Here is a 25,508-nt window from a genome sequence, read left to right as displayed (position 1 = left end):
TGAGATAACAGCGCATCTGCGCTGGAATTGCGCCACATCGCAGACGTATTTTCATCGCTCATCTGTGTATCTGGCTCAGTCCGTTCCGATGTTCAAAACCATTTACAATCAGAGGAATGGCCACGCAGCGTTCTTCATAGGGAGAAATCCTCGCCAGAGGTACTTACCAAATAAATTCGACCTCAATCACAAATTTTCAACGCCGAAAATCGGCTTGACATTCGAAATAACTGATCATATTCTGTGACGACTGTCTGGACCCACTTCCAGGAACATCGCGTTCGGAATGTGGCGCTGGCAAGCGTGGTATGCCGTTGCAGTCGTTACCTGTCTATCGAAGCGAAGTTTGTCGGCCGCGCCCTGCGGTCGAGTTGAGTGGTATGTCAGTGAAGAAGTATGTCGGGCTGCCCCTGCTGGGGATAACAGCTCGCGCGTGATTTCTCGTCAAGAGACGCTTGTCAAATCGGAGAGGGCCTTGCGGCGCTCCGTCGCTAATTTACGATCCTGGTAGTGTCGATGTATCGCCTGCGGCCGCGAACCGCAGGAGAGTGATTTATCACCTATTCAATCTTCCTGCTGTACGAAGAGCCTATCGCGGTGCCTTGTTGTGACGTTGCCGAAGAAGCTTCGATCAACCTGGTTAGTGCGCAATCACGAAGCGGCCTGGTGGTAGGGCTGAAGGGATGACCGTGAGGGAAGAGGGGGCAAGGTCCTGGTTCAATTGAGAGTGGCCGGGGCACCTAAATGTCTTTGTGGCGTCAGCGCCGCACTGCTCGCGCAAGACGCGGGGACTAACACAGAAGGAGAAATTCGCTGGTTATTCGCATGAGCATTTTTAAGACACCGCGCCTTCGGGCAAATAGAAAATCCGCCATCGACGCTGAGATAGGGACAGCGCGTTGGAATGTCTAGAGTACATCTCCCTCGTCGGCGCAGCAGGCCGGGCGCCGATGCCAGTTGAAGGCCACACCGGGGGCATGCGCGCCAGACAGTGCAGCATGCCAATTCGACAATCCTTGAGTATCAGGAGGGAGAAGTCATGACCCACAACACACAATGGAGGGGGCAGCTCGATGCGTTGCTGGACGCGTTTAATGAGCGGCATGCCAGTGTAGGGAAGGGGATTTCGCATAGCACCAGGGAGGCGCGCAGCCAGGGCTTGTACCGGATATTCGCGTTACTGCGCAAATTGGGATTCAAGCCAGTACCTGAAAACCTGGCGGAGCGGCATGTGCGCGCGTTGATGGCGTATTGGACGGCGCAGCAGTTACCGGCAGATGTGTTGCTTGATATGCCGATGACGATACCGCGCCGTGCATATCCCTGCAGCGCAGCTTACATTCAACAGCAAATGAGCTTTATCCGAGTCTTCGCCAGCTGGATCGGCAAGCCGGGACTGGTACGCAGTGCCGTGAGCTATGTGAACGATCCGGCTCTGGTGCGCCGCTCCTACGGGGCGCTGATCGACAAGGGTTGGGAGAGTCACGGTGTTGCCGTCGATGAGGTCATTGCGGCCGTCGATGCGGTTGACAGCCACGTGGGAGGCCAACTGGCGATGATGATCGCCTTTGGCCTGCGGCGCAAGGAAGCCGTGATGTTCTGCCCGCGCGCCGCCGAGGTACCGGCGTATGCCTTGCCAGTGCAGCATTCTCGATCCGATCATTACATTAGTTTTTTGCGCATCAAGCGCGGGACGAAGGGCGGCCGGCTGCGCTATGCGGCAGTGCGCACGCCTCAGCAGCGGCAAGCATTGGTGCGGGCGCGCTGTCTCGCCCGGCAGGACTGGGGACATATCGGGCATCCTGGATTGTCCTTGAAACAATCGCTGGACCTGTTTTCGAATGTGGTGCGTTCAGTCGGATTGACCAAGAATGACCTGGGTGTCACGCCACACGGCTTGCGGCACCAGTTTGCCGGTGATCTGTACTTTGATATCACGCAGGTACAGCCGCCTGTCCGCGGTGGCGAGCTGATAATCGATCGTGAGGTCATGGCGGACGCCTATCGGCAGGTGGCAGAACAGCTGGGCCACCATCGGAGGCAAATCAGCAATGCGTATCTGGGGTCGCCGGTAGTCCGGCGCAGTGACGAAGTTGATTTAATGGGAGCGGCATCATGAAACGGGGACATTGGCAGCGTTGGTCGTCAGGAAATCCGCGTGCGCGGTGGGTCAAGCACACGGTGGCCGGTGATGGTAGAGAAGAGCGAATCGAGGATGGAAAACCTGGCGGCTCCCGTGCCCCGCGTCCTGCGCGCGAGCGCTATGAAGCCGTTCTGGCCCGATCACGCGGTGTGAGCGGCATGCTGTTTCGATGTGCGTCGCAGTTGTTCAATGCGATGCGCATGCGCCGGCTGCCAGACCATCGCAGGCGTATTGCTCAATCGCGTGCGGTGTTGCAGGCTGTGAGGCAGTTCACAGGGGAGGGGTACGCGGCACGGTGCCTGGCTTATTTGCGCAGTGTGGATCCGCTGGTGTTCGAAGAAGTGGTGCTCTCGGCCCTGGAAGACGCCGGGCTATTTGTCTTGCGCAACCAGAGGTACTCCGGGGATGGCGGGATTGACGGCAAGGTGTGGTTGCCTGGGCATGGTTGGTATGCGGTGCAGTCGAAGCGCTATTGCGGCCATGTGAACCATCAACACGTGGCGGCCTTTGGCGAGGCCATTTGTGATCATGGTGTTGGGGCGGGATTATTCCTACATACCGGGCGCAGCGGCGCGGCCGTGTATCCCCATCTGACCAAAAGCAACGTGGTGCTGGTCAGCGGCGCGAGTCTCGTGCAACTGGTATTGGGGAGGCGCGCGGGGAAGATGGTATGGAACTGAATGCGGAGAGCCGCCAGTTGCTGCGAGCATGCCGGACGGCCGGATCAACCTACACGGTGATTGAGAAAAGCGGGCGCAAGGGCATCGAAATGCACGATGCCTGCCTCGCGGCGCAAGCTTACTATGATGCGCCGGTCGAGGGGCGGCCGTTTGTTATCTGCAATTTCAGTCACACATCGTGCGTGATTGCTGACACGCGGCGCGTCTCGCGATGTGGTCGTCTGGAAAAGCATGTGATCGTGACTTGTGACGATGGTGGAGAATTCATGCGCTGTTTTAATCAATTGGTGCGTGAGCGCTTCAGGTTACTTGCAAGATTATCTGACGAAAAACATGGTATTCGCTAAGTCAGTGAAACCGATACATCTGTTGAGAGAGCAACGGCTATGTACATATGGATGATGGCCCGTTGGCTGCTTAGTCGTCAACGCCCGTGTTGAGTAGTTGGTCGAAAAACTCCTGAAGGGGGTGTAGTTGCGGGTGGGGCTCGGCACGATAGAACCGGAGCAAGCCTAGACTCTCGAGGCGAATGCTTGCAGCCGCGCGTGAGACGCCGTAGTGGCCCATTAATTCGTGAGTCACCTTCAGGTAGTGTTGTTGATTGCAGTGCTGATCATCTACGTAAAGAGCCCCGAATCCTCTATTTGCGATACCCAACCATTGCGTGATTCTTGCAAAATTTTGTACGAAGCCGTCCTTGGGCATTAACAGGCAGGAGGCAAAAATATTGGCCTGGTACTCGATTCTTGCAATATCGGGTTCCAAGGTACTTCCGGTGCGCGGGAGCGCGAAATCATCCTCCTCACACACTTCCCTAAACATATATTTGGAATGTCCCAGAAAGTGGTGCGCAAGTTCATGTGCGAGCGTAAATCGCTCTCGTCCTGAGTTCAATATCGGTTGGTCGTACAGACGGATTTCGAGTGGTGCGAAGCAGATCTGTCCCAATATCGTATTTCTCGAGTGCGGATGTTCTAAGTGAGCAGTTCTCTTAACCACCAGGCCGCACTGTGTAGCTTCGCGGGCGCAGATCGCATGCAGTGATACCTCGCCATCCTGGTAGCCAATATCGCGTAGGATCGAGAGACTTCGCTTTTCCAGGATTGCTTGTTCGAGAAATGGCACCAGTGGACTAGGTCTGCCTTTTTGGTTGCGTATGCTGTCTAGTTTTTCAGATGGAATATTTGTATCGTTTAGCAGTTTTTCGAAGAAATCCCAGGCGGAATTTGTCAGACCTGCGGGTGACTGCATGTAGAGATCGAAAACGTTACTGACGAAGTCTGGAACCGAAAGTCCGTCGAGTATCATGTCGTATGAAGTGTTCACATCTGAGTAGGCACTGGTGGAAGGCGAACGGTTTAGCTCCCATTTGAAGTTTGAGCTGTCAAAATAACGGAGCAGTCCAATTCCTTTAGATCGCGCAAACGTCATTGCTCCTGACTGAAATGAAGCGGTACTAGCTATAATGGCTTTGGAGTTTGAAGCAGCTACTTGCTGAGTTTTCGTGAAAAATTCCTCTACATCATCGACCGAAACGGAGTGTGAATAATTTTTACATTCAATAAAAGTTACGAGCGAATATTGCGAGGCGCCAGGCAAGTAGAACTCGATCGATACATCGAATATGATATTTTTTTCGCGATCCTTTGAGTAATAGCCTTTTTTTTGAAATATTTTGCAGTTTTTTGCATTGCCCCAAAAATCGCCGGCAGCGATCTGTTGCGAAAAAAGGTCGAAGATGTATCCTTCGAGTAGGTCACCCTTCAGTGTAGTATTCATTCGAGCAATCGGTTGCGTTTTAGACAGATTTTTTAGTATCGTATCTGTTTCTAAGGAAAACTAGGAAAGGTGTATGGGGCAGGGCCCTGATGGTTGATTTTCAAATCGCTAATCCTACATTCTTCAGCGTGAAATTTCCTTAAAGTAGTACATTTGGTGTCGCAATTAATCCACAGAATTTCATTTATACGTCAGTGCAGACCAGCAAGTGACAGAATTTTTTCGCAACGTTAAGCATATGTTGTTTCACCAACCCTCATTTCAGGATAAGCATGAAAAGTAACAACTTCGATCTGGTCTCAGACGCTGCATTGAAAGAAACAGTTGATGCCGTGTTAGCTGAAACAAAGAGTGAAGCGAGACCTTGGTATCGGAGATTGCGGCTGCAACTGGCGCGCGCGAAAGATAGCACGCAAGAAGAGCTAATGAATCGCGAATTTTTGGAGAAGCTGTGGGAGGATGATTCTGTCGCGTCGACTGGAATGGGAAGCGTGAAGCTAGGCCCTGCACTCGATGATCCTTCCTTCCGTGAATGGTTTAGTCAGGCGTTTAGCACTACCCTGCCAGCTGACGAAGCTGAGGTCGAGGGATTTCTAATTAGGCTATACAAGGAGATCGAGAGAAATCTGCGCCAAAAATGTGACCGGGTGGCACGTTTGAAGCTGAATCGAGTCATGTGCGCGCGCTTTCCGCAACAGTTCACAACGATCGCAGATGTGGGTAGTCTACAATTCTTGCATCGTGCACTGGGCGGCAAATCCAATGCACATCCAGTTCATGCACATCTCGCGATTAAACGTCGGCTCGACAATTTACTCGGCCCTGTTGATCCAAACCTACCAGATGCAGACCTCGACCGCCTTTGTCTTCCTTGGTCTCTGTATGAGTACATCACCAAGGAGGCACTTGCCGCGCCGGCTAGCGAAATCGATGTCACGGGAGTCGACTCTCTGTCAGAAATGCGACCGCTTCCTGCAGCCATTCGTCGGAAAGGTCTGACATCTATAAAAGGCTATTTCAGTACACTTCTTGAACTCGTGCCACTCCTGCAAGATGGTTTGTCGCGTGAAGAGTTTGCAGACGAAGTACGACGCAGCAACCCTAGTCTAGCACCGTCCAGCGTTGGCATCGTTATTAACACGGTTGCGAGAGAGTTCGATCTGTGTGTCTATGATGGAGCAATTTATACCCTTAATGCGCGGGGTTTAAATCTGCTCGAGACGCGTGATCCTGATGAGTTAGCCGATCATTTACTCACCCGGATTCTTGGCGTCGATTATGCGATCAAGCTTCTCGAAAGGGGGCCGCTAGCGCTCGTCGACTTCATTGCAAAGATCAAAAGTATCAATCCGGGCTGGACATCAGATTTCATGCCACGCTCCATGATTACGTGGTTGACGAGTCTTGATCTTCTTGAGCAAGACTCGGTAGGACGATACCAGTTAAGCGTGCGTGGTGAGGCGTGGGCGAGCAGAGTCACTTGGGCACCTGAATCGATCTCAATCGATCATCCTGAAGTGCAATTATCTGGTACTTCGAACAATGTTGCAGTTCAGATTCCAAGTTTTTCTATGGTACAACAGCGAATCCAACATATTGTCGAGGCAAAGCTCGTTTTTCCTGATGACCTGGTGCGTCAACTACATAGTGGTTTGTGGAGTCAGCCGCTACGCCATTTTGCCGTACTGACAGGGATTTCGGGATCCGGAAAAACTCAGCTTGCGCTTAACTATGGACTTGCTGTTACGGGCAGCAGCCGTGGCGAACTAGATCGAACTCGTGTGATTCCTGTTCAGCCTGCCTGGTACGACTCTTCGCCACTTCTTGGCTACGTGAGCCCGTTGACCCAGCGTTATAGTACAGCGCCATTTCTTGATATATTGATAAGTGCAGCCGATGACCCGATGCACCCCTACGTAGTCATCCTTGATGAGATGAACTTATCGCATCCAGAACAGTATCTTGCTCCGATGCTTTCGGCGATGGAAACAGGGGGATGGATTGATTTACACGATCTACCGGAAGATGTCACCAATGTGCCACAACGAATCCGCTACCCGGCGAACTTGGCGATCATCGGCACATTAAATATGGATGAGACGACACACGGCTTGTCTGACAAAATACTCGATCGTGCTTTCACTTTGGAGTTTTGGAATATCAATGTCGAAGACTTTCCCGGATGGGATCGATTTTCATTGTCCACAAGGCTGCATAGTTCCACAAAAAAACTTCTCATTGATTTGGGTTGTGCTCTCGCGCCAGTTCGCTTGCATTTTGGATGGAGAACTGTCGAGGACGTTTTACGTTACTTGAGCTTCGCCGTTGAGGCAGGGTCTACTGAGCAAGATGCGTTGGATGCGGTGATTTATGCGAAGGTGCTGCCAAAGCTTCGAGGGGAGAATACGGTGAGGTTTCATCGTGCGCTTTCGTCTGCTTGCGCAATATTGTCGGAGCATGGCCTGGCAAGATGCACAGCAAAATTGTCCGTCCTGATCGACGATCTGAAGGAAACTGGAACGGCGAGATTCTGGCGATGACCAGCTGGAATAGCGAAGTGACTGTTCCTCAACTATCAGTCTCACTTGATGGCGCATCAGCGCCACCGGAGATCTATTTACCGGGTAGTATCATTTACGGATTGAGGGAGCGCGAGAGCTGCATTTTTACGGTACTGGATGCTGTACCCTCGCAGGTTTTCGTGGACGACGTCGAAGTTTATGCGAACAAGGATGGCCTATATCAATGGATACCTAGCTTTTTGTCGGGAACAGTTCAGTTAGCGGTAGTAGTAAGTGAGGTGGCCGAGTTTGTTTTTCATGTACACATTGGTTCATCGGAGAAAAAGCTGTCTGATGCGCAATATGAGGCGATGGTGAGCGAGATTCGATGCTTTCGTGCCTCCTTATTGCTCGACAACTCAGGCGCGACCTTGGGTTTTGACGAGGAGACGAGCGCGAGCAAGCTTGATGCGCTTGTAAGGCTTGCGAGAATTAACGCATATGCCCCTCTTTTTTTGCGCCAACTTCAACCGATCACCAACGCGCCGCATAGAACGCTTCAGCAGAGCACCCGCCCCATTTTGCTATCCCAAGCAAAGCGTCTGCATTCCTCTGCCTTGCGTCAACCACGTATTGCTGCCATTGCTATGGATGCCACAAAACATGCCGAGTTCATCGATACATTGTATGTCACGAGTCCGGTGGTAAATCCTACCTTTGATACACCATCCAACCGCGCCCTCAAATCTCTCATCAAAAGGATGTTGGCGCAGACCACTTCGCTACTGGCCGTCGTCCAGGAACACAAGCTGGGAGGAGATAAACAGGAACAGGAGCAGCGCCGGCCGCGTAGGGAACGCGCATTGCAAATGATTCTGGAAAAGCTCAAAGTTTTCCTTCTGCTTGAGCCCTTTGCCAGTGCAGCATGCACCAACGCGTCTGCCGGTGGACTAACACAAATTGCCGCCCAGCCAGCATACAGTGGCGCTTATCGGAGTGGAACAAAAGCACTTTGGCTTGGCACTACTGGTGATAATGAACAGGACCAGTTACCGGTCAGGCCAACGTGGGGGGTGTATGAGGCCTGGTGTATGGTCCATCTTCTAGCAAGAATTTCTCAAGTGTTTAGCGGTAGGCTAAGCCGAACGACGAAACGGGGGATAGTCACTGCTGACGAATCCTATGTGATGCAACTGGATCAACACGTTCGCATGGAGGTACATTTTCAGGCACGTTTTCCTGCTGGTGATGGGAACACAGCCGAGAATAGGGGATGGTGTCTATCTGGTCTGCGAATTCCCGATGTTGTGATTGGAATTGTCTCCGGTGAAAAATGCGAATTCATTGTTCTGGACGCAAAGTATCGTCGCCACCGGGAAAATGTGCTCGAAGCAATGGAGTCTGCACATATTTATCATGATGCTCTACGAGTGAACCGCATGCGTGCCGCTTTCTGCCTTCTTTTGCTGCCGGCAATTGCCGATGTCCCGCACCTCGATAATTCTGCGTTTCTGTTTGAACATGGTGTGGGTACCGTTAGTGAGTTCTCTCCTGGCGGCGCTGGCGTCGCGCGCTGTACGAACCTCATTCACGGCTGGGCCACCACCGTAATGCATTCGCTCGCCAAACAGATGCACGTTTCGTAATGCATCGGCAAGACCAATGTTCTATGAACGATCGATTTTCGGTGAACTTTCGTCTTGATGCGGCTTGAATTCGTCAAGAACTACTGCAAAAATAAAAATGCTTTCTGTGAGAATCGCTCTCACATTGCTCCTGCCCCATCCATCGCGGATGTCTGGCAGGATCTTGCCACTCGCGTGGTGAGCGTTGCGGTCGTCACCCGTCATTCACCTGTCGAATAAGACTTCGACACGTTGCTTCGGCAACCGATCTTTGCCTGGCCACTTGTCAGGCTGATAGCGCAAGCGGAGGATCGTTTGCGTCATGGAAGTACCTTCCATTAGATACTTCTCAGGTTAGGCCCCTGTTCTTCGGAATGGCGGGCCTTCTTTCGCTTGTCTATCGGTTTTTTGACGATAGCTAGGCATATCTTATCGTGTGCGGGGCATCGCGGTCCCCGTGCGGGGCCATGGTGCCTTCTTTTTTTTGGAGAGCTATCATGTCCCAACGACAATTTCTACAGGATCAGCCATACCCGCTTTGCATTTTACTCGGCGGCACCGGGTTACGTGAGGTGAGCGGGGAGGTGTATGTCGCGTGTGCACTGCTCCGGTCAAGCTCAGGCGACTCTCGGATATTGCACGCTTCGGCATGCGCGAAGATGCCATATCAGTGTCATCTTGGCAGTATGTTCCCGTATCTGAGGTCAGGTACAGGATCGTTGTTTGCCTGTGTTGTTGACCTCGCGATGGAGCTCTGGTTGCGGCGAACCCAGTTGATGCGGTTCCTTGCTCGGAGGGCTTCACCTTCCAGACAAGGCGCTTGCTGAGGAGGCCAATATGGGAACCAGGGTATTTGGAAGGGGCGTCGAGCTTGGCGGCATGGAACTCGACAATGAGCACTTTGAGGCGGAGTGCCCGGCATGTTCGCATGAACGGGCCAGGTATCACAGCTGGGAAAGCGCCGAGTCTGGCACGATCAACCAACACTGGAGCGTTTATTGCCCGGCATGTGGTTATTCCTTACCAGATGAGGGGGAATGCTAAATAGATTGTCTCGTTTGCTTGTTAAAGGAGCGAGGCGTGTGTCGATGAGGGAGCACCAGCATCCGATGGGATGCTGGCGTTCCCTTTTGTTTATGGTGGAGGACATCATGCAAAACGATGGAGAGATGAGGACCGGAAAGCGTCGGCGCTCCTTGGTCGAAGTTGAAGAAGAACGGGTTTGGGCGAGTCTATATCGGCGCGCGGCAGATCCGATAATTGCCGCGGAGTTGGTGGCACATCTGGAAAAGAGCAGTGAATTGCGATTTCAGCATAGTGGCCTGTACCTGCGCTGCAAACATGTGCTGCGAAGGGAAAAAGCGCGCCAGTTGCGCCTTCGAAAGATGGGCGCTGGGATCCGTTGGGCAATCCATATAGCGATCGCTGCTCCCCTTGGCTTTGCTACAAGGCTGTTCAGGTCGACAGGAACCATCTTCCTGGCCTGTTTGCCGGAACGCGAGGACAGGGCTGGCGCTCAGCTACGCAGGTTGACCACTGGAGATGCCAATCCGGTGGATTCGGGTCAGGGGGTATCGCCGTCAGAAATTGCTCGTCCAATGCGTGAACAAGCTGCGACTGACACTGGGCAACAGGCCAGTATCGATGTATCTCAGCGTTCGGAAAAGCGCGCTAGTGCAAGAGCGAGGTAATGCACGATCGCGTTTGGGAGGGCGACGACCACGTCGCCCTTCGCGGATATGTGGTGTTGCTGATGGTGCCGGGATTCTGGTCCAAGGCACCGTCTGATGCCGGGACGGAATACCAGCACACTGGCTATCGGTGAAGTATTGAGCAGGCCGACGTGCTGCACGATGCCACCGTCTCGTCGATGAGCTTATGCAGTAGCCGCGTTTCGTCAGCTCGTCCCTGTAAATGCTGTTTGCATTGCTCGACGTAGGCGTCGAGATCGGCGAGCCTTCTGATCCCGACAGGTTCGAAGCCGGTGATGTAGCGCAGGCGCTCGACGTCTCTCGACGTCAGGCGGATATGTACGCCAAGTTGCAACATATTTTTTCCGATTGCGGCCCTCATCAGATCCGTCATCCAGCACAGATCGTTTTCCGTATATGCCAGTTGCTCAGGATAGGCATCCATCGAGCAGATTTCAAGTCGCCAGCATGGATAAGGCTGGCATGGTCCAGGGTCGTGCAGTGTGCTGGCATCGATTGCCCAGGATTATTCAATTCCCTCAAGTATGGAGGACATCATGAAACATCAATATTCACACTGGAAGAGGAGTGGGGCAACACGCGCCAACGCAGCTGGAGAGGTCGATCCGCTCATTGAGCAGTTAGAGGCGTTGTCTCCGGGTACGCGCGTTGTGACCCGGGACGGCGCGCAGTTTATTCGAACAAACAGGACGTGCATTTGTTTTTGCGACCTGGCGACCGGACACCTGTGCTCAGCAAAGGATCTTTGCTATGTACATGGAGGTTCCACGGGCGGCGGGGTAGGGCATTTGCACTAAGGAGCATTGTCATGAACGAAATGATCAATATAACGATTGGTTTGATTTATTACGAGTATTGCCGTGCACTGGACATCCGTTGCGATGAACGGCGGCGGCACGAGCTGATGAGCGTGATGTTATATCGCGCTGAGGAGATGGGGTATGACGATTACAAGCGCGGCAATGAGAAAGTACCGCGCTTGTTTAATAGGGAGGTCGGCTTGCGGGACGCCTGGTTGATGGGTTTTGCGCAGGCAGCGATACGCGACAGTGTTGAACAGTTGATGGAATTGCGAAGGAAGCGTCAGCAGGACCCTGCCGAAGCGGTAGAACACCATGGAGGCGATGATGGACGGTGCTGATGAGGTGCACGGCCTGGCCGTAGTTCAGAAATATATCGAAGCAACTGAAAAATGGCGACCCGGTAGCGGTGAGCTTGTGCACCTGGAAGCATTTCGGGCAGCTCTGCACTTAGGCTACGAAGACTACTTCGACGGAAGGGAGGAAATGCCGCTGGTGTTTCTATTCAATGAGTCGCTGCAGGAACTGTGGCTGGAAGGTATCCGTCTCGCCAAGACGGCAGCCGAAATGCGGTTATGCCGTGCTCATGGCGGATGGACGTGTGATTGTGCCAAAACCGTAGATGGTATGTGTTGGAGAAATCAGCTTCGTCAAAGGCGGATGTGCGAGCGGCGAAACAGGGTGGCTCACCTTGTCACACGATTTGCGGGTGCGTCTTGAGCATGTAGGTAGACTGGGAAAATCATTTGCACAAGATACCTGCAGCGGTGGTGGCGCATAGGCGTATTGGGGACGTATTGGGGATGGTGAGCTGCAGGTCGCTCACCATCCCTGATCGTCCAGGCACCGGCCGTCAAGCGATGGCACGTCCAGAAGCTAATAAGTGCACGCTTAGCGCAAGGTCTGGAGCGCCCTTGCATCCCTGATATCAATGATGCCATCGCGGTTGATATCCCTGCGATCGCCGGGAATAGCGGCCCGCAATCCCCGATACTGTGTCACCAATGCCATGTCGGCACCGTCAACGCTGCCATCGTTATTGAGATCGCCATTTTTACTAGGCAAAAATTGCCAGCGGGAATAGGTGTCGCTGGTTCCTATCGACGTGAGCCGCGCGCTATTGCCTCCCCCTACCACGACGAGCGAGAGCGCCCGGTACGGCCCATCAACGGCAAGGAATTTCTCGGAGCGAATGTTGACGACAACCGTGTTGACGCCAGCTGCAAGCGAGCGCGAAGCATTGAAGAGGGCGATATCTTCTCCATGTTGTCCCACAACTTTGAAGGATATCTGATAAAAGCCGGGAGAACTCACTTGTATCGGGAAGGCGACGTCGAACGACGCAATGTAGCCTTGCTCGATGACTGGTGTCATGGTCAGCTGCTGTTGCAAGACAATTGGTTCCGTGCACAGATCCTCCAGCGTGACATTGAAGATCCCGGCATCGCGCTTGCGAAAACCCAGGGTCAATTCGGATGCGCCGACCCGCAGGCTTTCAATTAGCGCGACGCTGTACGGGCCGTCGCTGGCCAGCGTTTGTCGAATTGTTTTGGCATCGAACAGCGCCGTGACGCTGGCGGCCCCTAGTGGGAGCAGTCTGGATTTACGGATGTCGATGGTTTTGCCGTTCGGCGCGCGTAGCCGTATCAAGGTGGCATACGTGGCTGCTTCCAGCACATTGAAATTTTGCGATACTTGCAGTCCGCTGACGCAGTTGCCAGCACTACGCACGACGTTAAAGGCACTGCTGCCCGCACTGAGCAGTGGATTGATGACGCGAACCTGCGAAACTGCCGTACGCTGTATCGGCCCTTCCGGTGTCTGGATTTCAACTGAACCAAGAATATCGTAGGTACCGGCAGTGGCAAAGGTATAGTCGATGGTGTAGACCCCATCGTCGGCGAGCCCGTCAGGCTGCTGTCCATTGTCGTGCGCGGCAATGGCTTGGCCCGGCGTGCCCTGGCCAACACTGATTGAGGAGAGCAGACCGCGGATTGGTGTGCCGTTATCGAGTGCGATCATGCCAATGGCGACATCCTCGCCGGCCAGCAAGGTCGTACGTTCGATTGCGATGCCGACCTGGTAGCGCGAGCGGGCGCGCACCGTTGCCATGGCCACGGTTCTGTTGTGCGCGGCCGGGAATGTCAGGCGTAGAATCCAGGTGCCGTTTGACGGGGCGGGAAGTTCGGCTAGGGTGAAGACGCCACCGGGCAAGGGTGGTGTGAGTTGGCTGCCAGGATGGTACGTGAGGCGGGAATCATTGGGAACCAGTACGGCGGCGCCGGTGGGGTCAATCAGACTCATTCTGGCACCGTTGACAGGCACGATGACATCGAGCGCCAAACCATCCGCGCCCTGTACGACAAATGGCAAATCGAGCGCAGTCATGCCGGGAACGATATCGCCACTTACGCTGGTGGGCAGATTGAGTGCGACCGGGACATTCTGGGCATACGACAGTGACATGCTTGCGGCAAGCAGGAACGATACCCCCCATAGGTGCCAGGTACCTGTCCGGCATCGCATTGCATGCACCAACGCTTGTATGATCGTCTTCATTGCAGCTCCAGGTTATTTAAGCGGGATGGTGAGGTCCAGAATGCGCTCGATGTTCGCGCCGCTCTTGACGGTGGAATGGTTAGCGCCCACGTTGATTACCGGCGTGCCGTAGCCGGGATTGGCGGAATCTTCCGTGACGACAATGTCGTTCAGCTGTGGTGCCGGAGCGACGACCGCGACATAGGTCAGGACGGTTCTGGTACCCCAGTATTTGCCCGGGATGGTGGATAACGTCATGTGCGCAGAGGTAAAGTCACGCAGTACTTGCCAGGTGCGGATCGCTGCATAGTGCACCTGCTCATAGGGAAATAATGGCGTCGACTCATTGAATGTCAACAGATTGTCATGATTGAGGTCAGCGTCGGCGCCAATGGTGTAGGTGTTGGGAATATTGTCGCGCTGGCCGGTACTCAGTGCGGCGGTCGCGGCATACGTCGTCAAGTCGGACAAGCCTGGAAACTGAGGTCCCTTGCCAAAGGTCCAGGTATCGACGTATTGTGCAACGTAGCCATCAGGATCCGCGCCACTATTGCGTTTCTCATCTGCAGCGGTCTTCTGAACGACGGACAGATCGGCCGCGACGCTTCCTAAATGCGGAGTGGATAACGTCGACAACGAAACGAGGGTAAATTCCGGTCCAAGCGCCTGCAGCGCTTGTGTATCCAGTCCTCCCTTGCTGTGGGCGATCACATGGACCTTATCTGCCTTCAATGGCGCCAGAAAGGTGGTGATGAGATTGTTCAGTTCGATAGCGTTGGCCGCGGCGGAGCCATTGCCTGCCGCGCCGGCGCCAAGTGAGAAGCGCGTAAAGAGCACGCCGCGCTCATTGAGTGCTCGGAGCACACCAGCTGCACTGGCTTCGTCCCACGTGGACAGATTGGCGCTGATACCGTGTTGCAGGATATACGGGGGCGTGGCTTCGAATTCGATCGATACCCAGTCGACCGCCATGCACCAGTATTCTCCTCCACCGGCGTTCGCAGTATCGATATCGATCTGCAGCGTGTTGTTTTGCCCAAATTTGATTTCCTCGATCGGGACAAAGATCGTGTCGTCCGTCCAAGTATTGTTAAATCCGGCCAGTACTTTTTTAAATCGTGCATTGAACGACACGCGGTCAACCTCCGGTGCGATACCGCCTCCGGGAGCGGCCTGGTCATCAATGTCGTACACGGGAAAGCGTATGGTTGCCTGGGCCGAGACCACGCCGTTGGCAACCAATCGGGACGGGTCGCGCAAGGTGCCATCGGCGTTCAATTCCCGATCGTTGATCAGCTTGGGCACTGGAATGGTAATGCGCAGTGGTCCCGCTCCCCGAAAGGTGCAGCCGGTATCAAGTCCTGGACCGCTATTGACGACATAGGTGCCCAGTGTTTCCGTTGGCGGTGGGAATGGCGAGCTGTTCTGAGCGAGCGAGGAACGGCCGGAAAGCCCGAGCGACAAACTCAGTACTAACATGGTCAGGTTGGATCGCATTGCTGTCTCCGTTGAAGTAGATCGCTCAGTTGAAGAACCTGGCCTGGGTGAGCACGAGACCATCGCCGGCAGGGACAGCGATACCAGTGAGCCGCTTTCCGACATGGGAAGAGGATAAGGAAGTCGTACTTGTCATCCACACTAATTTCCCACTGTTCAGGCGTACCTGGAGCCGCTGGCCTTGGATGGCCGTGATGACGCCATCGATGGCTTCCTGGTTGACCGGTGTCGTTTGTTGTTGCGTTGTATTGGTGCTGGTGCTGGTGCTGGTCTGCGCCTGCGCCTGCGCAGGCATGGCGAGCGAAGTGAGCAGAGCGATGCTGATCCCGCCTGCCCGCAGGATGGCCACACGGATGCGCCTTATTGTTGCTAGGATGGCAATCATCCCAGCCATGCAGAGGGCAAAACTGGATGGTGCTGGAACCGCCGTGGGACCGATCGCTATCCCAACGCTGCTGTTATCGAAGGCAATGGGCAGCCCGCCAGCACCGCTGTCGGTAAACAGCAGTGCCGGATCGGCAAGATTGACGCCGATGAAAGTGCCTGGGCTGCTTGCCAGCGTCTCGAAGGTCAGGGTTACAAAGCGAAAAACATCGTTCTGGCGGGCGTCAAGTAACCCGGCACTGTTACCAGAAATGCCGAACAGGTCAATGACACCGCCCGATATTGCGGTTTGGCCAATAAAGCCGAAGCTCCCGGCTTCACTGAATGCGAGCTGGTTGGTGCCACTGGCGGGATCGAAGAAGCTGGCATTGAGCAAGCGCACGGTGAGCGGATCGAAGACGATATCCAGGTCAAAGCCACTCAATGAGTCATTGGCGGCACTGGAGAGGCCTCGTACGTCGAACAGCACGTTGAACGATTGTCCGACGCTAACATGGGCGCTGGTGGTTGATACATTGATGACTGCAGCTGGCGCGGGGATGAGGATACCCGCAGACAATGCCAGGAGCAGCAAGCCATGCCCGATGTGGCGTGACAGGATGTGCAATCTTTTCACAGGTACCTCGTCCGAGAAGTGGAAAGGAGACGACAACGCATGACATCGTCTGGCAGCAGCAGAACTCAGCAATTTGCGTGCCGCCCGAGTTTTCCTCGACTAATCAACGGTTTATATAGTTGTGAGACGAATAAAACGCCGAGCTGTAAAATTTCCCGACGTATTCTAGTGCAGTGAAGTCGAGTGGGCGTGAGAGTTGACGGCGATTGGCAGTAGGCGTTGCACAAGAATTGCCTGCCGGTGAGATGCCGTATTTCTTGAAAATGAAACCACGCTGGCAGGCTGGTTGCCGGGCGGCGTGATGGTGCCCGGTGTGCAGGCAAGAGACTAGAGGAGATCGATGGTGGCGTCAGCCAATGCGGCCAGCTCTGGCGTGTGTGAGATAAAAAACTCTTGTTGATAGCCACCCAGTTGTATGACCTGTCGCTTCATGGCAAGGAACATGCGTTTATGTTCGGCATCAAAGGCGCCATCTGCTTCGTCCGAGAAAAGCGTTTCGCTGCGCCGGCAGTTGGACTGGGCCAGATACAAGGCCATGGCGCGCGTGAGGCATTCGTTGATCCAGACGCGTTCGCCTCCGCTCATCTTGGAAGCGCTCTTGGCGAAGCCGGTGTTGGCGTCGTGCACGATGACGTCAAATCCTTCCCTGGATTGTCCTTTGACCGATTCGAGCAGCGTGCGAATCGATACCGTAAAGCGTGGCCCATAGCACGCCATCAATAAATCATTCGTGAGCATGGACAGGGCGGGCCCCGCGTCGTCGATGGCCAGGGCGATGACCCCGTCGTTCCCCAGGCATGTGGCGAACAGAGACCAGATTGTTGTCTGCTCTTCAATATGAGCGATCCGGGCATCCAGCAATGCCAGCGTTTGACGTTGCCCCAGCAGCTGGCGTTGAAGTTCAATAAGGCGGTGCTGCCGCCCGGTCGCTTCGTGCAGTTGTGCTTCGCAATCTGCGAACTGGTCCATGAAGTGAGCGATTTCCTGATCGGCCTGCACGAGGCGAAGCGGATCGAACGGCATCGGAAGAGCGGAGAGTTGCTGTTCGATACACTCGCGTTCCAGGCCCGCACTCCGTGCGACCCGGGCGCGCTCGCCTGTAATAGCTGCCAATTCCCTGTCGATGCGTGCTTTTTCCTGCTTTTCGACTTCTGTTTCGTCGTCGACTGTCTGCGCGAGCAGGTGAATGCGCTGCGTCACGTCATCGATGCTGGTGCGTGCCTGTTCGATCTCGCCGGCGCGTGCAGCGACCTGTTGATTGACTGAGCATTTTGCGCGAGTTCGATCCAGGCGGCGCTCTGCCCTTAGTAAACGTTCTGCCGTGGCCGGCATCGCAGCAATGTGCGCGTCCAGCTGCGACAGCACCTCGGCTTGCTGGCGCCGTGCGTGTTCCAGTCGGCGCAGGGAGTGTTCGTACTGTGGAATGATGGGGCGTGCTGAACGGGCGTGTTCGAGGAGCTGGCATTGTCCCTGTAGCGCGGTTCCCGCGCAGGGAACGAGTGAGGTGAGCGAGAGGCGCTGGTGCAATGCTCGGGTTTGACACACCGCCTCACCGATTTCTCTGTTGATCCCATCGATCTTTTGCAGGGCCAGCGCACGCTGTGATGTTACCTGCATATACCGATCATGGGATTGGCGGCAGGTTGCGGCCTGATTGCTGCGGTATTCCACGAGGCGGGCCAGGATCGGCAGCCGCCGAACGGCGCGGGTCACGCGCAGGTGATCGGCGGTGAGCAACAGCAGCCTCGCATGCCTGCGTGTTGCCGCCTGATGCTCCTGTGCATGGGTTTGCCGCCGTTGCAGGATGTGTTGGGTCATGGACTCGCGAGCCGCGATGAGGTCATGTTCGCGCTCGTCCATCTGCTGATTGGCTGCCAGCACGCGATCGCTCAGATACTGAAGTGTTTGATTAAGCTGCTGGCGCTGGTTCACGTAGGTTGCAGCGACGGCTTGTTTCGCCTTGAGTGTTGCCAGGTAGTTTTTGGCCTCATCCAGCGCTGCCAGTGCTGCCTGCCTACGGCATTGTAGGGTATCCAGCGCACCGTCGGGCATGGCCAATTGCCGTGAAAGCGCGTGATGATCATCGATCTGTTGCTGTAGTAGGCGCCGCTCCTGCTGCAATCCGCAAAGCCCGCAGCGCAGCAGTTTCGCCGTCTCCGCAGCCTGTAGACCCTTTGTACGCACGCGCTCCAGTCCAAGCAGGTCAGCCAATAGTACTTTGATTTCCGCGTTGCGGTAATGGGCCAGTTGGCGCCTGTTTTGTGCTGAAAATGCCGTAGAAAAAAAAGTGGCGGCTGGTCCGACGATATCCTCGACGCAGCGTTGGTACGACTCCATCCGGCCATCGGACACGGTACCGTCTGGGAGTTGCACTGGCTGCCATGTGTCAGCGCAGAGCTGGTGCAGGTAGGCCTCGCTTCTGCGTTTGCCGTTGAGGCGAATGATGATCTGGGTGCGGTATCGCTGTCCCCACATTTCCCACAGGAGTTCCTTGCGGTTGAGCGGCAAATACACCTCGTCATAGTAGGAAAAGTTGCCAAGGCCGTCAGCCCCTGCCTTGGACGGCATGGTCGCATAGGGCGTCATATTGTCTAATACGGTGGTTTTGCCGCGTCCGTTCGGGCCGACGATGGCCACCAGCTGGGCGCCGGCCGTGAGGCGCTCGAAATCGAGCGTCAATGTCTCTCTGTTCATCCCATCCCGAATGCCGATGAAGCCCGTTAAGGTGAGGGAAAGGGGGCGCATGGTGATCTCTCCTGATCAAAGTGTCTGTTGATCTTTAGTATGAGGCAGAGCATGCGCACCTCAAGGCTGCACAGCCCCGTTTCGCAAAGCATTGCATCCGCTGGTCTAAGCGTCGCCAGCAACTGTTTCTGTTGACAGCGCAGCCATAGCAATGTCGGCGGGTGAGTGGATAGCTAACTGGGCCAAACAAGCCAATAGAGGTGCGGCTGGCCTATCGACCTGGTGTGCCCAGGTACGTACTTGCTCTTCAAGTTGATGGCAGCGTGCCATTCCCTCCGCTCTGGCACGGGTGATCGGAATCACACGGCCTTCAAGCTTGATGCCTGCCGCGCCACGAAACAGTGCCGTGATCGCTTCGCGGTCGATGGTGGCGCGTTCCTCTTCAAGGCACTGCCAGCGGATACGCACCCAGGCACCGTCGATGGGGTGGCTAGCGACGTATTGGTGCAGTGCATCCATCTCCGGCGCCCCGGCAAACGCCAGCTCCAGCGTGCGGCGAGCCGGCGTTGCGACGAGTTCGCAGCTAGCGCTGTCGGCGGTGACTTCCCACATCAGGAAACCCTTATTGCCTTGTTCGCCGTAATGCAAGCGTCCGACGGAGCCAGGGTAGGCGATCACCTGTCCATTGAGGTCCCACGCCTGATGCAGGTGAATATGCCCCAACATGAATGCATTGGCCTGTGCCTGAAAGAGTACCCCTGCGGTAAATTCATGGTCCATTCCCGCCATCGGCACCCCATGCTCTGTCATACAGCCAATCACGGTACCGTGGGAGAGCGCGATGGTGGGTATGCCCCGCTGGCGCGCCAGCAGATTGCCTGGCGCGTAGCCGGCCAGGAGGTCGGCCAGATAGTGCCCCATGGCCTGTCCGGCTTGGTCCGCACCGACACTGGCAGCCAAATTCGCCTTGTTCATGGTCGGAACGCACGAGCAGAGGAGGGCGCAGTCCGTGTCGCACCAGTCATTGCCATTGAAGCGCGAGTGTGTGGAGGCCATCCATTCACGCCGGCTGTTGAGGATGACCTGCTGCAAGCGGTTGGCCACGTGTATGGGATAACGTCCACCTAGCAGGGAAAACAGATCCAGCGTACCGGGCGGTTCGTGTGAAAACGTCCCTTGCAGCATCAGGACTGGGCAATGATCGGCCAGGCGCCGGATCTGGCGCGCGAGCGCCATCAACGCCGGCGAATGGGCATCCAGGGCATGATCGGTGGTGTCGCCCGTAATAACGGCGACCTCCGCCTGTTTTTCGATTGCCTGGTCTACGGCATAGGTGAAGCACGTATCGACCTCGGGCAAGGTCGATACTGCATAGTGCAAATCCGAAAAATGAGCGATGCGCATTTCTATTCTCCCTTGGCTGGCGCTGTTGGAGCGCGTGGCCGGGATGACGGCGTGTCCGACGCGCGCAGGCGGGCGTTGACCTTTTCACAGAAGCCTTCCGGATCATTCTGATAGCGTTCCAGTTCCGCCAGCACGCGTTGACGGCCGTTCGGGTTGCGTCGCCAGCCCGCTCCCCACTGGCGGTCAGCAAAGAGGCCAAACTGATCCTGGTCTACACCATAGGCCGCTGCCAGGTCAAACAGGGTGCGGATTGCGTCATCTTCGCCGCAGTTGTTGGCCTGCTGAGGTGGCGCCAATGCCGTGGCGTCAGTGGCCGCTTTCTGCTGCATGGATGCTTCACTCTGTGCCGGTTGCTCCAGTGGCACCTCAAGTGCCTCATCGGGGCGGAGCTGCACTGAGGCAATGTCTTGTTGTTCCTTTTGCCCCTGCAGGATATGGGCGGCCTGATCGGCCAGGTGTAAAGCGCTTTCATCGTCATGCTGGATCAGGAGGGAAGAGACATCGATTGGTGCTTCCAGTTCGATGATCCAGTGTGCGCTGCGCACGGATTGCCCGGTTTTGGGATCGATATGGGAGACATCGCGTAGCTTTTTACTGAAATAGAAGGGCGTGCGGTGCTGATCGAGGAAGCCGGCGAGGCGGCCACCGCGCATGAACGAGATGGTTTCAAAGCGCTCGATGGCGCGGCTCATGGCATAAAAACTGTTCGTGTGCAGGACGAAAGCATCGATCGAGGCAATGCCGGGAATGTAGAAAATGAACTTCCCGGTCAGGTTGCATTGCCGGTTCTGAAATTCCGGGCAGTTTTCTGGATCGCAGACGCCATTGTTTTCTGGTCGTAGCTGCACTGGGCGCCCGCCAAAGGTGCGAACCACGCGTTGGCTGCGCTCATCAAAACGGACGGGCGCATACATTTTGCAGTAGCGCGTATGGCCATCCGACGCATATTCGCTCCAGTAGCGCTTGTCATTGCGTGCCCAGGCGGCCAGTTCATGTGGCATGACCAATTGCCAGGTGTCGGCCGGGAAAATAACCGGAAAACGATACAGCCGGATGACGCCGTCGCCGCGATCCTCGCCAAAGGCCGCCAAAATCTGCGCTGCCAGGGCCGGGTTGGGAAAGTCATTGGGCCGCACGGTGAACCACGCCACATTTTTGGGAACCAGCGGTGTCTTGATATCCGGGAATGCCTCGGCAATCTTTTGTCCGATCTCCTCAAACGAACAGTTTGAGGCCAGCCCCTGCTCGTAGATCGCTTTCGCTTGCGGATTGCTCGCTGCCGCCTTGGTCAGCACTTTGATGCCGGCGCGGATAGTGCCGCCAGTGGGAATGCGGGCCGGCCGTTCACCCAGGACCGTTGGCGGAGCGCCTTGCGCAAGCGAGCGATTGACGATTTCCTTGTCCATGATGGTCTCCTTTACGTGAAAATGAGCTATGAACCATCCTCTCATCGACCATTAGTGAGTCAACCCCGTTATCCTCGTCCAGACTTTTTCCCGTGGCGCGAACGCACGTAGTTGGTCCAGCCAACGGCAAGACTGAATGCGTTCAGGTGCGGAAAGGTAGGGACGCCATACGCGAATGTGATGGCTTCTGGGTACTCTTCGACAACAGACGACGCACGCTACCGGTCCGCGTCCCGAGATAAAACGCAATCTCCTCATGTGTGCAGCCCTCGGTTTGCAACCGATGCGCCACAGAACGGCGCGCGCCCAGCACGCCCAGACCAGGCTGATTGGCGTAGCGGAAGATACGCTGCAGGACATCATGTAACCCTTTTTCGGCAGTGGCTTTCGTTGATGACGAACTAAACGACTCACCGGTCCGTCTGAGAAATAGGCTACTTTCACCCTGGAGTCCTCGATATTCGCTCGGATCGCTGACACCATATCCAGCAGCCAGACGCCACGCCAAATACGCGTCGAGCCAGTACAACGCTGTTGCATCGCGAAGCAGAAGCGGACGTGCTATGCCATTCGCCGCGGCATGCGCTGGCAGATATAGTGGTGAGCGGCGCTGGCCCGATGCATCGATGTAGTCGGCAACGGTCATCCTGGCGATCTCATTCGGACGTGCCCCGGTATGGATAAGCATGAGGAGAAGGGCGATATCGCGCTGTTTGCAGCGACTATGCCGTGCCGTGTGCAGCACCAGCCGCTCAATGTGCGTATGGGCAATGATCGGAGGTGAGGTTGTGGCCGCAGGTTTCGCCAGCGGCACGAAATGTTCCAATGCCTCTAGGTAATCTTGTGCATGCGCTCGGATCACGTGGGCGGTGGGGGCACTGTCTTCGTCGATGCCGATCACACCTACAACGGATTGTAGATCTCGCGCTAAATCGGTAACCGATTTGGACACCGTCGACTTAGTGACACGAAACTGCTCTGCGATCCGGTCATAGGTCTGTCCTTGAAGCATGGCCCGAAGCCAGGTCGATGCCAAAGAAGGGTATCGTGGTTCCATATTTCGGCTTTAGTGGCAACGGTGATTTCCACTATTGTTGTCGGGCCAGTTGCATAGCTCCAGTCGAAATTACCCCTTTAAACAAGGTGTTTCGATGGTACAAGGAGAAAGAAGATTGCAAAAGCATGTATGAATTGTTTTAGAATGGCTTTCACTTGGCATGCGTGCTCAAGTCACATATAGGTGTCACCCAAAATTTGTCCTACTTTCAAGGAATTCGTATGGATATCTCATCATTATCACTGGCCGAGTTAAAAAAGCTCGAAGCGCAAGCAATTCAAGAAATCAAGACCCGACAAAAAGACGAGCTGGAAAGAGCCCGTGCGGAAATGCTGGCGATTGCACAGCGGGTCGGCGTGCCGCTGACCCAGTTGATCGCAGGCGTACCAAAAAATGCAGCAAAGGGAGAGAAAAAAGTTGTGGCTGCTCTGTATCGCAACCCTGACAATCGAGAGCAGCAGTGGAGCGGTCGAGGCCGCCAGCCGCTGTGGGTAAAATCATGGTTAGAGGCGCATCAAACCCTTGATGGAATCCGTATTTAAAGTTGTGAGGATGGCGACTATGCAGCCTCCTCAGTAGGCCGTAAGAACTGACCAGCGATTGCTCAGCGGATTTGAAAATACTGAACGAGGTATCGGGCGCGCTGAGTTGGACGATTAGAAATTGCAGTTTTTCTTCACTGCGACCTACTAGATGTAGTGTTTGTCGGCAATTCCAACGGTCTCAACCCCGTAATTTTTGACACTTTTTCTCGCGGCCTACTAAATGTAGTGTTTCAAGCACTATCGATGCTCAAAGTGACGGGCTGCATAGTTGGCCACCAACTGCAGCCGTAATAGGCACGTCTCAATTCAGCACAACCAGATCTTTAGTGTTCGGGTACCGCTACAAAGCCGGGCTCGTAGTCCTTGAAGGTCTTCTTGGTCCAGATAGTTTCTCCCTCGGCCTTGGTAATGACGTCTTCCAGGCGGGCCCTGCCTTCGCGTTTGAGCAACCGGGCAATGCCCGAGCGCGAGACGTCGGAATGCATGTATTGCCTAGTAATTACAGCAGGTCGTCGAGTGGCAGATAGAGCGACTGGCGCAGGATGGCTTCCTGAGTCGCGCTAAGCGGGGTATGCAGCGTAGAGCCCGGTGTGAACGGTCTTGTATATCGTCCCGCTTGAGTCACTGGGCGGCCGTAGCGCGGCTGATATTGAAAATCTTGGCGGCCTCGCGGTCGGACAGGCCGTAGTCCTAGATTTCCAGGCGGATATTTGGGGTGGCGCGAGCTTGGGGATGAAGGCGTGAGATCATGGATTGGTTTATGCGATGTGCTGCGACCAGTGGGGCGATCTCAGTGGAAAACCGCCGATCAACTCGTCAAGCACGGCTCTGGCACGGAACAGGGCTATGCTACGACGAGGAATATGATCACACGAAACTAAACATCCAGGTAAGCTCCTGGATCACTTCTAAACGACCAATGGCCGTATGCATAACGTAAGCGCACTGAACGAGAAAAAGCGAAATTCACGAAGCGGTAGCTTCATGATCCCCGAGCTTTCATAGCCGTCAGTAGCCCCATACAGCCAGACTGTGCATCGATGAGTGCGTCAAGGCGTTTTGCTCCCGTCGAGTCTTCATCCTTAACAATGCTCTTATATTCTGTAATCGACCTGGAGTACTGCGCAGTTAAGTCGTCAATGTTTTGCTGTGACAGTGTTTTATTTGTGCCCTCTCTATTCGAGAGTTCGCCTATCACAGAATTAGAACCGCCAGCAGAGGATATGCCGATCCCCATCAATACAGTCTTTGCCGGCGCATACGCGATGACCCCGCCTATCAGTGCTACGAAAGCTCCGATTGCATTGAAATAAGCTTGTTTCTTTGTGCTGCTTGAACTTTCTGTTTTTAGCTCGATGAGCTTGCTCCAACAGTCCTTTTGCACTTCGCGGTAAAAGACGATCACTTTTGACTCAACTTCCTGTCTCTCCGCGATGTTTAGCGATCCCTTGCCGGCATTTTTAATGACGGTGATAGATAGCTGGTCTCGCGCCACATCGGTTTTCACTGCTTGTGGTGATAGCTTTGAATGGCCTGCATCACTTGTTACGCTACCACTTGCCGGTGTTGCCCCCAACTGCGGTTGAACTGGCGCAGCATTCTGTGTGGCCGAAGCCTCCTGCATACCTAGTAGGGATGGTGTTCCTACAACAGCTTCAGAGGTCTCAGTTGGCCCGCTTAAGATTGTTGGCGGCGACTTTCCACTTCTTGAGAAAATGCCGCGCCTTGAACCATCGTTGTGGCAAAGTACATGAATGTCGTAGCGGACAAGATGTTTAGCATCTGGGCCTCCATTAAGATGTAGGAATATTCTTACGATGCTAATTAATAAGATTGGTTAGTTTCTATTCAATTATCACTTTTCCCAAATAAGCAACAATTCCGCCAAGTCAGCATTAGTACACCTGCGTCTGAGCGTTATGGCCGCACAGTTAAGTGTAACGGCAGAGTGCCGCTAACCATACACTCCAGAAATTCCTTCAGATGATGGCGTATGTACTGCGATTGATCCGGCTCCTCCAGAGGAGAGCGGGTGTTTTGAATGAAGGGGGCGACGGCTTTCGGCCATAAATCCATGTTTTTTAGCATTTTTAACGGTTTTATAGCAGCGATTCGGATTGAGTAGGATTTGCGTGG

Annotated in this window: 19 protein-coding genes and 1 pseudogene; 9 read left to right on the top strand and 11 right to left on the bottom strand. The window is 54.8% G+C overall.

Features of this window, described 5'->3' with window-relative positions:
- The first annotated feature begins 1,039 nt into the window (after positions 1 to 1,039).
- From FJQ89_RS06840 to FJQ89_RS06830, 3 genes are read left to right on the top strand one after another with little or no spacing between them, the layout of a single operon-like run.
- Positions 1,040 to 2,119 carry an integrase domain-containing protein gene (locus FJQ89_RS06840; protein WP_141169596.1) on the top strand — a complete coding sequence of 360 codons (1,080 nt, stop codon included), beginning with the start codon at positions 1,040 to 1,042 and terminating at the stop codon, positions 2,117 to 2,119.
- The gene (locus FJQ89_RS06835; protein ID WP_141169595.1) at positions 2,116 to 2,823 is read left to right on the top strand and encodes a restriction endonuclease; all 708 of its coding nucleotides are present in this window, start codon (positions 2,116 to 2,118) and stop codon (positions 2,821 to 2,823) included. Before FJQ89_RS06840 ends, FJQ89_RS06835 begins: the two co-directional genes overlap by 4 nt.
- Positions 2,814 to 3,170 carry a hypothetical protein gene (locus tag FJQ89_RS06830; RefSeq protein WP_141169594.1) on the top strand — a complete coding sequence of 119 codons (357 nt, stop codon included), beginning with the start codon at positions 2,814 to 2,816 and terminating at the stop codon, positions 3,168 to 3,170. The genes FJQ89_RS06835 and FJQ89_RS06830 overlap by 10 nt, the downstream gene beginning before the upstream one ends.
- 70 nt (positions 3,171 to 3,240) lie before the next feature.
- Here the strand turns inward: FJQ89_RS06830 and FJQ89_RS06825 are convergent, their stop codons facing one another.
- Positions 3,241 to 4,602 (bottom strand): ImmA/IrrE family metallo-endopeptidase, encoded by a 1,362-nt coding sequence (locus tag FJQ89_RS06825; RefSeq protein WP_141169593.1) that lies wholly within the window; start codon positions 4,600 to 4,602, stop codon positions 3,241 to 3,243.
- Positions 4,603 to 4,874: 272 nt separating this feature from the next.
- Here FJQ89_RS06825 and FJQ89_RS06820 point away from each other — a divergent pair, with 272 nt between their 5' ends.
- The 3 genes from FJQ89_RS06820 (at position 4,875) to FJQ89_RS06810 (ending at position 10,419) form a co-directional block, all read left to right on the top strand.
- On the top strand, positions 4,875 to 7,142 hold the full coding sequence (locus tag FJQ89_RS06820) for an McrB family protein (protein WP_141169592.1): 2,268 nt from the start codon (positions 4,875 to 4,877) through the stop codon (positions 7,140 to 7,142).
- Positions 7,073 to 8,749, top strand: a complete 1,677-nt coding sequence (locus tag FJQ89_RS06815) for a DUF2357 domain-containing protein (RefSeq protein WP_141169591.1) — start codon at positions 7,073 to 7,075, stop codon at positions 8,747 to 8,749. Before FJQ89_RS06820 ends, FJQ89_RS06815 begins: the two co-directional genes overlap by 70 nt.
- 1,130 nt (positions 8,750 to 9,879) lie before the next feature.
- Positions 9,880 to 10,419, top strand: coding sequence for a hypothetical protein (locus FJQ89_RS06810; protein ID WP_141169590.1), 540 nt, complete (start codon positions 9,880 to 9,882; stop codon positions 10,417 to 10,419).
- Between the two features lie 124 nt (positions 10,420 to 10,543).
- On the opposite strand, the gene FJQ89_RS06805 is transcribed toward FJQ89_RS06810, so the two are convergent.
- Entirely contained in the window at positions 10,544 to 10,864 is a 321-nt protein-coding gene (locus FJQ89_RS06805; protein WP_243136453.1) for a hypothetical protein, read from the bottom strand.
- Positions 10,865 to 11,248: 384 nt separating this feature from the next.
- On the opposite strand from FJQ89_RS06805, the gene FJQ89_RS06800 reads away from it, so the two are divergent.
- Both FJQ89_RS06800 and FJQ89_RS06795 read left to right on the top strand, forming a co-directional pair.
- Positions 11,249 to 11,581: a hypothetical protein gene (locus tag FJQ89_RS06800; RefSeq protein WP_141169589.1), complete on the top strand. Its 333-nt coding sequence runs from the start codon at positions 11,249 to 11,251 to the stop codon at positions 11,579 to 11,581.
- A complete protein-coding gene (locus tag FJQ89_RS06795; protein WP_141169588.1) occupies positions 11,556 to 11,960 on the top strand; it encodes a hypothetical protein in 405 nt (134 codons plus the stop codon). Before FJQ89_RS06800 ends, FJQ89_RS06795 begins: the two co-directional genes overlap by 26 nt.
- A 171-nt stretch (positions 11,961 to 12,131) precedes the next feature.
- Here FJQ89_RS06795 and FJQ89_RS06790 read toward each other — a convergent pair whose 3' ends face one another.
- From FJQ89_RS06790 to FJQ89_RS06760, 7 genes are all read right to left on the bottom strand, one after another.
- Positions 12,132 to 13,799, bottom strand: coding sequence for a choice-of-anchor X domain-containing protein (locus tag FJQ89_RS06790; RefSeq protein WP_141169587.1), 1,668 nt, complete (start codon positions 13,797 to 13,799; stop codon positions 12,132 to 12,134).
- 12 nt (positions 13,800 to 13,811) lie between these two features.
- Positions 13,812 to 15,275, bottom strand: a complete 1,464-nt coding sequence (locus tag FJQ89_RS06785) for an esterase/lipase family protein (RefSeq protein WP_141169586.1) — start codon at positions 15,273 to 15,275, stop codon at positions 13,812 to 13,814.
- A 25-nt stretch (positions 15,276 to 15,300) separates the two neighbouring features.
- Entirely contained in the window at positions 15,301 to 16,275 is a 975-nt protein-coding gene (locus FJQ89_RS06780) for a hypothetical protein (protein WP_141169585.1), read from the bottom strand.
- 327 nt (positions 16,276 to 16,602) lie between these two features.
- A complete protein-coding gene (locus tag FJQ89_RS06775; protein ID WP_141169584.1) occupies positions 16,603 to 19,020 on the bottom strand; it encodes a sbcc family protein in 2,418 nt (805 codons plus the stop codon).
- Between the two features lie 105 nt (positions 19,021 to 19,125).
- Entirely contained in the window at positions 19,126 to 20,364 is a 1,239-nt protein-coding gene (locus FJQ89_RS06770) for a metallophosphoesterase family protein (RefSeq protein ID WP_141169583.1), read from the bottom strand.
- A gap of 2 nt (positions 20,365 to 20,366) precedes the next feature.
- Positions 20,367 to 21,770 carry a recombination directionality factor gene (locus FJQ89_RS06765; protein ID WP_141169582.1) on the bottom strand — a complete coding sequence of 468 codons (1,404 nt, stop codon included), beginning with the start codon at positions 21,768 to 21,770 and terminating at the stop codon, positions 20,367 to 20,369.
- Between the two features lie 142 nt (positions 21,771 to 21,912).
- Complete coding sequence (locus FJQ89_RS06760; RefSeq protein ID WP_141169581.1) at positions 21,913 to 22,782, bottom strand: site-specific integrase; 870 nt, start codon at positions 22,780 to 22,782, stop codon at positions 21,913 to 21,915.
- Positions 22,783 to 23,048: 266 nt separating this feature from the next.
- Between FJQ89_RS06760 and FJQ89_RS06755 the strand changes: the two genes are divergently transcribed.
- On the top strand, positions 23,049 to 23,369 hold the full coding sequence (locus tag FJQ89_RS06755; RefSeq protein ID WP_243136452.1) for an H-NS histone family protein: 321 nt from the start codon (positions 23,049 to 23,051) through the stop codon (positions 23,367 to 23,369).
- A 338-nt stretch (positions 23,370 to 23,707) separates the two neighbouring features.
- Here the strand turns inward: FJQ89_RS06755 and FJQ89_RS28700 are convergent.
- Positions 23,708 to 24,122, bottom strand: a pseudogene (locus FJQ89_RS28700) (IS481 family transposase); the annotation flags it as partial.
- A 232-nt stretch (positions 24,123 to 24,354) separates the two neighbouring features.
- On the bottom strand, positions 24,355 to 24,996 hold the full coding sequence (locus tag FJQ89_RS06745) for a hypothetical protein (RefSeq protein WP_141169580.1): 642 nt from the start codon (positions 24,994 to 24,996) through the stop codon (positions 24,355 to 24,357).
- Between the last annotated feature and the right edge of the window lie 512 nt (positions 24,997 to 25,508).

Source organism: Janthinobacterium tructae, assembly GCF_006517255.1.
GTDB classification, from domain to species: domain Bacteria; phylum Pseudomonadota; class Gammaproteobacteria; order Burkholderiales; family Burkholderiaceae_D; genus Janthinobacterium; species Janthinobacterium tructae.
This window is presented reverse-complemented; position numbering and strand designations above follow the sequence as displayed.